General features: G+C 66.2%; 9 protein-coding genes and 2 pseudogenes. 4 read left to right on the top strand and 7 right to left on the bottom strand.

The genetic code is table 11. The features are described 5' to 3' along the window. The 3 genes from ACZ53N_RS34660 to ACZ53N_RS34650 all read right to left on the bottom strand — a co-directional run. A partial coding sequence (locus ACZ53N_RS34660) for a hypothetical protein (protein WP_469144752.1) occupies positions 1-284 on the bottom strand: 284 nt, incomplete at its 3' end. Positions 285-728: 444 nt separating this feature from the next. Continuing rightward, the gene (locus ACZ53N_RS34655) at positions 729-1388 is read right to left on the bottom strand and encodes a sulfotransferase family protein (protein ID WP_469144751.1); all 660 of its coding nucleotides are present in this window, start codon (positions 1386-1388) and stop codon (positions 729-731) included. Positions 1389-1461: 73 nt separating this feature from the next. Beyond that, complete coding sequence (locus ACZ53N_RS34650) at positions 1462-2058, bottom strand: hypothetical protein (RefSeq protein WP_469144750.1); 597 nt, start codon at positions 2056-2058, stop codon at positions 1462-1464. Between the two features lie 263 nt (positions 2059-2321). Here ACZ53N_RS34650 and ACZ53N_RS34645 point away from each other — a divergent pair, with 263 nt between their 5' ends. From ACZ53N_RS34645 to ACZ53N_RS34635, 3 genes and pseudogenes are all read left to right on the top strand, one after another. Next, a complete protein-coding gene (locus tag ACZ53N_RS34645; protein WP_469144749.1) occupies positions 2322-3050 on the top strand; it encodes a hypothetical protein in 729 nt (242 codons plus the stop codon). 16 nt (positions 3051-3066) lie between these two features. Then, positions 3067-4440, top strand: a complete 1374-nt coding sequence (locus ACZ53N_RS34640; RefSeq protein ID WP_469144748.1) for a pyridoxal phosphate-dependent decarboxylase family protein — start codon at positions 3067-3069, stop codon at positions 4438-4440. 11 nt (positions 4441-4451) lie between these two features. Then, positions 4452-4772: pseudogene (locus tag ACZ53N_RS34635) on the top strand (phosphoadenosine phosphosulfate reductase domain-containing protein); the annotation flags it as partial. A 24-nt stretch (positions 4773-4796) separates the two neighbouring features. On the opposite strand, the gene ACZ53N_RS34630 reads toward ACZ53N_RS34635, so the two are convergent. Continuing rightward, positions 4797-5807 carry a recombinase family protein gene (locus tag ACZ53N_RS34630; protein ID WP_469144747.1) on the bottom strand — a complete coding sequence of 337 codons (1011 nt, stop codon included), beginning with the start codon at positions 5805-5807 and terminating at the stop codon, positions 4797-4799. Between the two features lie 248 nt (positions 5808-6055). On the opposite strand from ACZ53N_RS34630, the gene ACZ53N_RS34625 reads away from it, so the two are divergent. After that, entirely contained in the window at positions 6056-6313 is a 258-nt protein-coding gene (locus ACZ53N_RS34625) for a hypothetical protein (RefSeq protein ID WP_469144746.1), read from the top strand. A gap of 315 nt (positions 6314-6628) precedes the next feature. Here ACZ53N_RS34625 and ACZ53N_RS34620 read toward each other — a convergent pair whose 3' ends face one another. The 3 genes and pseudogenes from ACZ53N_RS34620 to ACZ53N_RS34610 form a co-directional block, all read right to left on the bottom strand. Beyond that, a complete protein-coding gene (locus tag ACZ53N_RS34620) occupies positions 6629-9763 on the bottom strand; it encodes a Tn3 family transposase (protein WP_469144745.1) in 3135 nt (1044 codons plus the stop codon). Positions 9764-9909: 146 nt separating this feature from the next. Then, positions 9910-10005, bottom strand: a pseudogene (locus ACZ53N_RS34615) (IS5/IS1182 family transposase); the annotation flags it as partial. A 134-nt stretch (positions 10006-10139) separates the two neighbouring features. Continuing rightward, positions 10140-11501: a hypothetical protein gene (locus ACZ53N_RS34610; RefSeq protein WP_469144744.1), complete on the bottom strand. Its 1362-nt coding sequence runs from the start codon at positions 11499-11501 to the stop codon at positions 10140-10142. Positions 11502-11862 lie beyond the last annotated feature (361 nt).

The following is an 11862-nucleotide window of genomic DNA, read 5'->3' as shown; positions in this document are numbered from 1 at the left end:
GTGAACGACGCTGCACCCCCGAGGTGACGGGTTGGCGGGGAGCTGGCGGGGCCACCCCCGACTTCACATCCGTCCGAGTGGTTAAAAGACAAGCTGACCGACCCTGGCGGTAGCAGCGCCGCGAAATGCCGGGGTGCCGGCTCACCGCCGCCGGAATCGGTGGCGTCACCGGTCACGGGCTGGTCGAGTCCACCGCTTGATACGGCGAGCCGCGAGCATGTCTCGATCTGACGTAACGTCAGCGCGGGCGGCACATCGAGCTCGTGGCCGATCGCCTCGCGCACGGCGTCATGCTCCGGTCCGGGCGCGCTTGCAGGATCGCGCCGGTTCTCTGCGGGATACAGCCATACCGGGTAACGGACGAGGGATCCGGGCTCTCCTACTCGAACCGGGGCAACACGTGCTCGTGCAGGAAGCCGTCGGTATGCCGAGGCTCTCCGGGTTGACGCGCCGGAACTCCGGGTCCAGACGCCCACAGGCCCGCTCGACGCGCTCAGTTGGATCTTGGTGATGAAGCCGCCGCGCGAGCGGCCGAACGCCTCACCTCCCGCACCACCTCCGCCAGCAGGGCGACCAGTTCCGTCCGGATCCGAGCGGCTCTGACCGCGGCGGCGGACCCCCTTTGAGAGCGGGCGGCGGAGTGTGTCGGGCACCGGCGGCTGGACTACAACCAGATGGCCCGGGACCGCACCATCGCCTCGCCCTACTCCGTCCGCCCTGTTGACGGGTCACGTGCGAGCGACAAGCTGCCAGAAGTCCGACCGTCGGTTGACATGGGGATAGTGCTCCAGCGGCTCTGCGACACCGAGGAGCCGGGTGAGCGGGCCCCAGCCGTCAGCGGGATCGAACAGCAGCAGGCGCTCCGCAGGCACAGAGGCGACGACCTCGGCGACGTGCCGCCGGTACACCGCCAGGACGTGTTCCTTGTCGTCCGCCCGGCCGTGGAAGACCCGCTCGATGACGCGGCGTGCCAGCGGGTCCCGCACGGGTGCGCCGACGATGCCGTGGGCGGCCATGGCCTGTCGGGTGCCGCTCGAAGGTTGCGTCGCACCCATCGCGACGGAGATGGTCTGGGCGAAGCTGGCGTACCAGGCTTCCGGGTCACGGACCGTCAAAATCACTTTGGCGGCGGGATAGAACTCCGCGAGCTCCCGCCAGAACGCGGCGGTGGGCCAGTCGACCGCCGCGTTGAACCCGGCGTAGACGCGCTCCCACCGGGGTTGCCTACCTGCCTCCACGTCGGCTAGGACCTCGTGCCATTGTGCCTGCCGGGCAGGTTCGTCGAGCAGAGTCTTCCAGTGGTAGCAGGGCGCGTACCCCAGAGCGTGGAGCGCCTTCTGCAGTGAGGCGGTGCCCGTGCGGCCGAAGCCTGCGCCGATGACGTCCATACGTGTGCTCCTTCATGGTGGTGCGGAGCGACCCGCCCGGCGGACTGCGCGCACTGGCGGGTGGCGGGGGCTACTACACCACGTTGACCTGGGTGACGAAGTCGTAGCTCTTGAGACCTGTGGTGGTGTTGCACGCTGTGGTGTTCGCGAGGACGTTGGTCAGGACGGTGTTGTTCTTGACCGTGGCGCCCGAGAAGGGGCCGCTGTCGACTGCGCCGACGCCAGGGACGCTCTCCAGGAAGTTGCCGGCCGCGATGTCGATGAAGTTGGTGCTGGAGACGGTGGAACTGTCGTCGAGAGTCCAGGTCGCCGTCGCCTCGTAGTGGCCCGAGGCCAACACGCAGGTGGCGTTGTCCAGATGCCCGGAGACGTTCACCGACCTGCTGACGATGCTGTGGCCACCGGTGGCGGACTTGCCGGTGCGCAGGTCCAGGCACGAGCCGGAGGCCGAGGCCGTGACGTCCACATTGCGTGCGCTGAGATTGGTGATGCCCTGGGCGGTGTTGGCGGAGTTCGTGAAACTGCCGGACCCGCCGATGACGCAGGTGACGGCCGTCAAAGCGCGTACCCCGGTCACCGCCTCGGGCGCATGGGCTGTGGCGGTGGCCGGACAGATCAGGGCGGCTACCGGAGCGGCGAACGCAGCCAGGCACCAGCGGGAAAGCGACATGATGACACTCCCAGTCAATTGCGAAGAGTAGGCATATGACTGCTCCTAGTTAATCAAAGTGCGCATACACTGCACCCTGGGCCTCCCGGGTTCACCTGTTCGGCTCACCCGGCGCGCGGGCTCCCTCAGGTCGTGGTCGCATGGCATCCATGACCGCCCCCGAGTCGGCCCTCCACCTCCCGCATCCTGATCACCTTCCGCGATCCCTCCTGGAGCTACGGGCAGCCGCGACCGGCGGCACGAGACCGAGGCCCGGACGGATCGTGCCCCGCCGCAGCGCACGCGAGAGGTGCTACGACGAGTTCTTCGCCGTGACCCGCTCCTCGGGTAGTCCGGCCGTGGTCCTGACCCACTCCCTGAAGGCAACCCTGTCGTCCGGCTACACCTGCGCCGGTGCGGGCCAGCGCACCGCGTTCGCCCGGGCGGCTCGCCTGGCAGGCCTGCGCCTCACCGCCGCGCCGAGTTCCGGCTGGCCTGAGCACACCTCGCCGCTGGAGCGGTGGAAGGCCGGGCACCACCTGTTCTTCGCCCTCAACCAGCTCGCCGTGGTGGCTCTTCGTCAGGCACGGACCGCCGACTGCAGCCGCACGGGAACCGCAGCGGCAGCACACGCGCTCCGGGCGGGAGCCGCGGCCATGACACTGACCGCCACCTTCGACAAAGCCTCCTACCACCGCACCGTCCGGCCGGCGATGATGCCCCCGGAGCTGCCGGTCGCAGGCTTCTCCGGTCTCTGGTCAGCCGACCACCGTGCCCTGGTCGCCGAAATCGGTTTGTGGGGGGACCACCACGCCCGCGTCTGCCGCCCCGACTGCGCCGCCCGCCACGCCCTGCTCACCGCCCTCGACGAAGCCGCTGACGCACACCTGGGCGTCTGCGCCCACTTCGTCGGCCGCCGGCCCTCCCTCCTCAGCAGCGACGATTCTCTTCTGGTTCTCGAGCGGCTCCACCGGGCCCGGTCCCGCTCAGCCGCCGGAAGCCGCCCACACTGAGCCCGAAAGGCAACCGATGGACCTCTCACGCTGGCTCCTGCAGGCAGTCGAGGAGCACCGGTCCTGGACCGAGCAGCACGGCAAACCCGTGAAACACCCCGCCACCGCCATCGACGAGGAACGGATGGCGGACGCCTTCCAACGCCTCACAAAGGCATTGGGCGGCTGCTACCCGTTCTTCCACCCCCGCTACGCCGGCCAGATAATCAAACCCCCGCACCCGGTCGCCGTCGTCGGACAGCTCGCGGCGATGCTCGTCAACCCCAACAACCACGCGCTGGACGGCGGTCCCGCCACTACCAGCCTCGAGGAGGAGGTCATCGACCTGCTCGCCGGCATGATGGGTTTCCGTACTCCGTTGGGGCACCTGACCGGGGGCGGCACCATGGCCAACCTCGAAGCCCTCTTTGTCGCCCGGGAGTCCCACCCGGGGCTCGGCATCGCAGTCAGCGAGGAGGCGCACTACACCCACGCCCGCATGTGCCACCTCCTGGGCGTACCGGTGCACATCGTCCCCGCCGACGAACACGGCCGCATGGACGTGTCAAAACTGAACGATCTCCTCTCCACCGGCCGAGTCGGCACCGTCGTCGCGACCGCCGGCACCACCGGGACCGGTGCGGTCGACCCCGTCCACACCATCGCCGACCTCGCCCGGCGAGCCGGCGTCCGCGTCCACGTCGACGCCGCGTACGGGGGCTTCTTCCGCCTCCTGGCCGACGCGCCCTCACAACCGCTGGGCGACCCGGTACCCTGGCGGGCGATCAGCCGATGCGACTCGGTGGTCGTGGACCCGCACAAGCACGGACTCCAGCCGTACGGCTGCGGGGCGGTCCTGTTCGCCGACCCCGATGTCGCCCGCTTCTACCGGCACGACTCCCCGCACACGTACTACACCTCCAGCCGGCCCCACCTCGGCGAGATCAGCCTCGAGTGCTCCCGCCCGGGCGCAGCAGCTGCGGCCCTGTGGCTCACCTTGCAGGTCATCCCCCTGACCGCCTCAGGCCTCGGCTCGATCCTGGCAGCTGGTCGCCGGGCTGCCCTGCGGTGGGCCGACCTCCTGGACGCCTCAGCAGAGTTCACCCTCTTCCAGAGGCCCGATCTCGACGTCGTCACCTACTTCCCCAAGACCGCTTCCGTCACGATGAGCGCCGTCGACCGTGCGTCCGAAGCCGTGGCCGAGCGATGCTCGACGGCCCCGGACCCGCTGTTCGTCAGCCTCTCGCGCATCGCGGCGCCGGCGTTCGCCAAGCGCGGTTCCGGACTCGCCGCAGACCGCCCGCAGGCGCGCATCCTGCGTAGTGCCCTGATGAAGCCCGAAAGCGAGACGTACCTCGATCACCTGCACAGCCGTCTAGTGGAGGAGGCGAGAGCCGCGAGAAAAGTGTGACGGCCCATCAGGTGGGCCACTGTGCCCCCGCGTTTGACCCGCTGTTCGCGCTGTCGCACCTGGACGCCCTGGAGGCGGAGTCGGTGCACATCTTCCGCGAGGTGGCGGGCAAGTTCGAGCGGCCGGTGATCCTGTTCTCCGGCGGCAAGGACTCCATCGTCATGCTGCACCTGGCGCTGAAGGCGTTCTGGCCCGCGCCGGTGCCGTTCGCGCTGCTGCACGTGGACACCGGCCACAACTTCCCCGAGGTCATCGAGTACCGGGACCGGGTCGCAGCCAAGCACAACCTGCGGCTGCACGTGGCGAGCGTGCAGGACTTCAGGGACGCAGGGACGCACTGTTCTGCTCGTCGTCGCTCATACGTCTGCCTTTCCGTTGAGTACCTGCCGGGTGAGCCGTTCCATCAGCTCTGGGTCGGTGCCGCTGCCGGGCCCGGTGATTCGGGCGCGGACCGGCCGCCGGGGTCCGATGACCGGTGCTTCGTCGGGGGCGTCGGCCTCCTCAGCTTCGGCGAGGGCCCGGTAGAGGGAGGCGACCGAGGGGTGCTTTCCCACGTTCTTGCCGGTCTTGATGGTGAGCTTCTTCGCGATCTCCGGAACGGGGACGCCCTTGCCCTTGAGCGCGATGGCGAAGGTGAGCGAGTCGTCGTCGATGACCTTGGGGCGTCCGCCGTGGTTGCCCTTGTTCGCTGCGGTGACCTGGCCCTCCAAGGTCTTCTCGCGAATGTAGTTGCGGTCGAGCTGGGCGGCGACGGCGAGGACGGCAAAGAACATGGCGCCCATGCCGTTGGGGTCATAGATGCCGGTGAGGGGGCCGGTGAGGAGTTCGAGCTGGACGCCGGCGGTCTGGAGCTGGGTGGACAGGGTCATCAGCTCGGCCGCGTTGCGCGCGAGGCGCTTGAGCTCGTGGACGGTGAGGATGACCTCTTGGTCGGGGGCGGCCTCCTTGATGTCGTACGCGAGCTTGAGCGCTTCCTCCAGTTCGGGCCGCACCTTGACGCGGGTGCTGATCTTCTCGGAGAAGACGCGCTTGCACTGCGCGAGGGCGAGGGCATCGAGTTGGGACTGGAGTTCCTGCTGGGCGGTCGAGCACCGGGCGTACCCGATCCGGATCGGCTTCGCGGCCGGCGCGAGGGGCGCCGCCTCAATGGGCGGGCCCGGCTTCCACGCCCGGCCGGGTCCGCGGTCCTCGGGGAGGCGGACGTCGAGTTCTTCGCGGAGCGCGGGGACGAGGATGAAGCGCGGGGTGTGGTACTTCGTCGCGGTCTTCCCGCCGCGGGTGCGGCACGGACTCCCGGCCGGGGCTTCACACTTCGGACAGTCGTTTCGTTCTACCGCATTTGCGGCTTGATCGGGCGTCAGTTCCACCCCGGCAGCCTGTCAGAACTGTCTCGCACAATGTGTCAGTTTTGAGAGGACTTCTGCGAACGCCGACCTGCGGAAACGTGATCGCCCAGGGCCGTTCTCAGAACTCTCACATCTGGTCATTTGCGCGAACCGCCATGCTTCCCGTCACCCGCTGCCGGGGAGACGACTCCATGCCCTATCACGTTGTGTAATCATGCGGGCGCGGATCGAAACCTTCGGAGAGCCCGTAGTGATTAAGAGGGAGCTGAATGAGCACGAAGCTGTTTATCAGGGGACTACCCCCGACCCTCCGCCCCGAGGATCTGGAAGAGCTGTTTGCCGAGTTTGGGCAGCGTTCCGAGGCAAAAGTCCAGAACGGCTATGGGTTCGTGACGATGGCCGACGAGGAGGAGGCCCTGGCTGCCGTCGAGGCGTTGCATCGAACCAGGAGATTCCACAATGAGATCAGCGTGGAGTTTGCCCAGGGAGACGCGGAGGCAAGTGACGCCGCAGGCGGGAACTCGTGACCAGTGCCCCGGAGGGCAGCTGGCGCGCCCTACCGCAGCCAGGCGCTGGACGATGCCAGGACGGCCGCGTCTACGGCGAACGGGCAGACCTGCGCCCAGCTGTGCCGAAAGCCTGCGGAGTAGGGGAATCCCGGCAAGATCAATCGCACCGAGATTTCCTGTACGCCAACTACTCGCAGCCGTGCGAGACCCCCAAGCGGAACCATCGCTACCGTTAACCACGGCTCCGCTGTTCCCCGACGCCGTGTCCAGGTCGCGCAGCGCACGCAACCCCTCGCCCGGCTGCGAGGCCGAGAACCGCCCCTTGTGCCGGGTTCACTCGTCCTGGCCGTCGTCATCGTCGTCGAGGTCGACGGCTTCCGGGTCGCGCAGCGGGCGCAGGCCGTCGACCGGCTGGGAGGCGGTGAAGCTGTAGCGGCCCAGGACGTTCAGATTCTTGTGCTTGAGCGGGGACAGCCGGGCCACATCCTCATCCCTGATGTCGTGGCCCTCGGCTCGGAGCCGGGCGACGGCGGCGTCGATGTACCTGGTCGTCCAGAGCACCACGGCGTTCAGAACGAGCCCCAGCGAGCCCAGCTGATCTTCCATCCCGTCCCGGTATGCCTGGTGGATGGTGCCCTTCTTGCCGTGGCAGATCTCGCGGGCCAGCTTGTGGCGGGACTCCTGGACGGTGAGCTGTTTGTGCATCTGGCGCCGGTAGGTGTCGTCCATAGGGTCGACGACGGCGAGCAGGTGCAGGGTCTTGGCGATCCGCCCGTATTCGGCGAACGCCTGCCCGAGCGGGGTCGGGTGGCCCTCGCGGCCGAACATCCGCAGCAGGTCGTATGCCCTGACCTGGTTGGTGACCAGGGAGCCGGCCACCCGCAGCATGTCCGGCCAGTGTGTGATCACCTTCTTCACGTTCACCTTGTTGCGGGCGATGGCCTCCAGCGGCCCGTACCCGCCCGCCGCCTCGGCGCCGGGCATCTGCGCCTTCCAGAACCTTTGGTCCTCCAGGTCCTTGAACCGCGGGGAGAAGCGGTAGCCGAGCATCTTGAAGATGCCGAACACCATGTCGGAGTAAGAAGCGTTGTCGGTGGCGACCATCTCCGGCTTCACCCCGCCGTCCAGGTTCAGCAGCGCGTCCAGGATGAACAGCGAGTCACGCGGGGTGCCGGGCACCACCATCTGCCCGATGCCGATCACCTGGTCATTGATCGCGTTCAGCCAGGTGATGCCCTTCTTCTTCGCGAAGTACTTCGGCGAGGGTGCGGCGTTGATGGTCCGGGTGGGGACGACGAAGCGCAGGCCGTCGACGGAGGCCAGCAGGCCCTTGCCCCAGAACTGCACGATCGGCACCCGGGCCTGGGCTGCGATCAGGGCGGCGTTCGCTGCGGCGATGGTGTCGGCCCGCAGGTAGTACTGGTCGACGTGGACCAGCCGGGAGCGGGTCAGTGCCTCGTAGCCCGGGTTGATGACCGGCGTCATGCCGATGTTGCACGCCTCCGAGACCAGCAGCGCGACCATCGACGTCGTCAGGTCCTTCATGCGGGTCTTGCCGTCGCCCAGGTGCACGAAGGCGTCCAGAAACCCCGTCCGGCCGTGCACCTCGAACAAAAGGTCCGGAAGGTCGATCTTCGGGAGCATCTTCTCGACGCGCTCGCGCAGCCACTTCAGCGACTTCGGCTCACCGAGCGCGTGGAGCTTCTCCACGTTCAGCTTCGCCCGCCCGTTGGGCTGCACCTCGATGCTGATCTTCGCGTCCGGGCTGGCCTCCTCCAGCCGCTCGGCCATCTGCTTCCACGTCGCGTCCAGCACGTCGACCAGTTCCCGAAGGTGCCGCTCCGCGTCCTCGTCCAGGCTCAGGCCCGTCAGGACGTCCTCGCGCACCGCCTCCCACCCCTTGCCCGCCAGCAGGCGGGCCCGCGGGTCGGCCCAGCGGTGCGAGGGAGAGGCGAAGACGTCGCGGCGCTTGAGGGCGCCGAAGAGCTGTTCCAGCACGCACACCACGTACGCGTCGCGGTCCACCACCCCCTGTGGCAGGTCCGCGTTCGCGTACACCGCCTTGCGCCAGTGCAGCGGGACCAGCTTCTCGTCGACCTCCCGCGGCAACAAAGGCTTCTCGCCCACCTTCCGCCGCGACAGCGCCGGGAGCCGCTGCACCCCGGTCAGAATCCGCCTGCCGGCGGGCGCCGCGTCCAGCGCCTTCGACTCACCCAGCAAGGACAGGAACGGCTTGACCGTGTTGTAGCGCAGCGCCAGCGCGCCCCGCAGCGCAGTCTCGGCCGTGTTGTCGTCCTCCGGCACCAGGCTCACCACCGTGACCGCCGCACTCGACAGCGCCGCCCGGGGCGCCACCTCCTCCAGCGCCGCCCACAGCGCGGCCACGTCCACATCGCAGCCGGTCTGCTCGATGAGCTCCAGCTCCTCGATGAACACCGCCGCCGCCCTCGCCACCAGCCGCGACGCCTTCTCCAACTGCGGCAGCGTCGACAGGCGCTCCTTGTCCGTGGACCGCTTCGCCGCGCTGATCAACCGGGTGGCCATCAGGATCTCGAACAGGTCCAGCGCGTCGTCGATCGCCTTCGCCTCCAGGTGACGCATCACCGCGGTGAGCATCGCCGTTCGCTTGGGCTCCGAGGCCCGCTCCAGCTTCGCCGCCTTCGTACCCAGCCCGTAGCGGGCCAGCGCGGACAGGCGGTTCGGCGGGATCTTGTCCAGCTTCACCCGCCCCAGCTGGAAGGCGGCGATGTCCTCGACCCGCTGCAACGCGCCCTTCATCGCCGTGCCCGTGGTCCGCGTCGGCGGCCGGCGCATCCGCTCCAGCTCCGAGTACCGCTTGCCCTCCGGCGTCTTCAGCGTGGCCACCAGGTCCCCCGGCAGGGCCGCGTCCGCCCGACGGACCTCCTTGGCGACCGTGGCGTGCAGCCGTTCCTCCGCGATCCTGCGGACCTCGGCGACCTCCCGGGCCAGCACGCTCACCCCCGGCAGCAGCACCCGGTTGCGGCGCAGCCAGCCCACCGAATGATCGAACAGGGCCTTCGGCCCCTCGGCGTGCGCCGTCCACGCCCGCCCGTGCAGGAACGACCGGAACCTCCGGCCCTGAGCGTGGTCCTCGTACGGGTGGTAGCCGTACGCCTCGCGTATCTCCCACGCGTGCTCGTACGCCGTCATCTGCCGCTCGGTGTACCGCTTGATCTGAGAGGCGTCCTCGATCTCCAGCTGCGCGGCCAGGTGCTCCACCACCGGCCACGGCACGGCCAGGGGGTCCTCCAGGAACAGCCCGATGTACCTCACCGTGGACATCTGAAGGGCGAAGCCGAGGCGACTGTGGTCACCCCGCCGCTTCGCGATCAGCTTCCGGTCCTCGTCATCGAGGAAGAAGAACCGTTCCAGCTCAGGTCTCGTCGGCTCATCCGCGAACGATCCGAACGCGGTGGCTTGCTCATCAGTCAAAAATTCCACGGGCATATCGCGGACGTAACCAGCCGCGGCGAGCGCACGTGGATCTTCCGCCGAACACCCCCGACGAGCCGATCACGTGTGCTAGACGACCAAGATCAAGTGCTTAGCGCTAATGGCTGTTCCGTTGGTCCCCAAGGCCGGGAGCGCCGCGGTCTGCAGCGGCGGTGACCCCCGCGGGTGACGATCAGCATCGTGACCCACTCCACGAGCGCACGCGACAGACCGAGTGCGCAAGGGCACACAACCAACGTGGCCCCCAGGCTGTGGTGCTGAGACGTCAGACATCTCGCACAACAGCCCGAGAGCCGCCTGTTACGAGCCCACCGCCATCACCGATCAGTGGCCGCTCTGCACATCCTTACTGCGGAAGTGCCGACGCACATCAGGTCTTGGCATCCGCTCCCTTCTTTTTCTCGTCTCCGGTCTTCTTCCCGCCACCCGGTTGTTCGACCAGGACATCTAGCGGGCAGACATCGACACCCACCACATCCCAGCTACCCCCTCGGCATTCAAGAATAATCTTCCTGAGGTGCTTGCTTGCAGTAACAGGAAGGTATTCATCCCTGACTTGATCAATACTCGGGTAGCGAAGGTCGTTCAGGGTCAGGACTTTAGGGCTTTCATCAAGCATGTACGCGACTAGACGCGTCCCATCAATGGGGGCGGAGTACTTCATCCGCTGCAGATATCCCTGCTCCGCCACATATTTCCTCTCATTAAGATTCCAAAAATCTTCATTGCGCAGCCGTTTAAACTCACCGAGGATAGAGTTTTGCTTGGCGACCTCGACATCTTTTGGATCGACCTGGCTTTTCCAGTAATCCACGTAGTCCGCTAGCCCTCTGTCCGATTGGCCTTTATAGTCCTTGAGGAAGGCGTCGAAATCCTGTGTTCCTGGCGTCGTTTGCGTGAACATCTCGCTCTTCTTGGCTGCACGTACCGCTAGAGTACCGGCTTTAACTTCCTTGAAGTGGTCCCTGTCCTGCCAGAAGCCGGTAGTTGCCATTTCCTCAGCCGGGATGGTCCCCTCGGAAGGTTTCCACACGGAGGCCTCCGTGTACTTATACTGGAAGCTAGTGTAATACTTTAAGCTGTCCAGGTTAAGCCCGAGCAGAATTGCTGCCGAATGGCGCAATTCATGGAAAAGAGCGGCAGAGGGGTGCATTGCGTAGGTTTTTCCGGCAACTTCCGTGCTGTCAACATCAAGCAGGTGGCCAACATTGAAGTTAACAAAACTCCGACACCCGCTGTCAAGTCCATATCCCACTGCTGAGCTATCCCGGGCGGGATTGATGATTACATTAATGCTCGATGGCTTACTGGAGCCCGGTTCGGTAATGAGAGCAGACCGGTAGGCTTCCTTCAAGGAAGGGTTATTACTCGGAGTAAGGAGAAAGTCACTCGCTGGAGTCACTTTTTGGAAGATGCCCAAAAGGCGCTTTCCCTGACTGCTCCTCTTGATGTCCGCGAGAGTGTCCCAGACTTTTTCCGCATAGGAAATGAAAGGCCTTCCTTCCTCGTTGAGTTCCGACTTGTTGATGGCCTTTTCCCAGGCGTTACCTGTTACGGTATCATCTAATTCGAGAGGGTTCGCGCCAACAAAGACTGCAATTCCGGGGTAATCTCGATGCGTCTGTACGTTGAGTAAATGAGAAGCGCCGCTCACCTTTTCGAACAGCTGAATTTCCGTATCCGTCGTTACATCAGCCTGCGCAGGCTGCGCCAGACAGACAGGCGCGCACATAAGTACGGTGATACTCAAAAGGTAGGCAACACGCTTCCTGGCCTTCGCGATCGGGGCTCGAAGTGTAGATGAATCTTTTAATCGCATCGGATTCCTCTTGTTGTGTTATTGGGCTTTCGAGGGGTGTCATCCAGCAGGTGATTTAAGTGCGTTGGATTCATCAACTGAAAGCAGGTGCGCTCTGGCTTATTTAATCAGCCGGTAGGACACCAGAACGACTACTCAAGCCGTACAAGGGCGTCAGGTCTTGAGTGGAGACGGTCCGCAAGTCCGGTCTGGATCAGGCGATATCGACGGCACTGGCGCCCTGGCGGAAGCCCCGTGCGGTGCACGCTCCGGGCAGGACGGTGCTGGATGTGGC

This window comes from Streptomyces sp. NPDC033229 (assembly GCF_055576875.1).
The sequence above is the reverse complement of the archived record's forward strand: the minus strand, read 5'-3'. Positions and strand labels throughout refer to the sequence as shown.

Coding starts and splice junctions, on each gene's coding strand:
- ACZ53N_RS34625 (WP_469144746.1), top strand. CDS start 6,056: ATGAGCACGAAGCTGTTTATCAGGGGACTACCCCCGACCCTCCGCCCC.
- ACZ53N_RS34650 (WP_469144750.1), bottom strand. CDS start 2,058: ATGTCGCTTTCCCGCTGGTGCCTGGCTGCGTTCGCCGCTCCGGTAGCC.
- ACZ53N_RS34610 (WP_469144744.1), bottom strand. CDS start 11,501: ATGTGCGCGCCTGTCTGTCTGGCGCAGCCTGCGCAGGCTGATGTAACG.
- ACZ53N_RS34655 (WP_469144751.1), bottom strand. CDS start 1,388: ATGGACGTCATCGGCGCAGGCTTCGGCCGCACGGGCACCGCCTCACTG.
- ACZ53N_RS34640 (WP_469144748.1), top strand. CDS start 3,067: ATGGACCTCTCACGCTGGCTCCTGCAGGCAGTCGAGGAGCACCGGTCC.
- ACZ53N_RS34620 (WP_469144745.1), bottom strand. CDS start 9,763: ATGCCCGTGGAATTTTTGACTGATGAGCAAGCCACCGCGTTCGGATCG.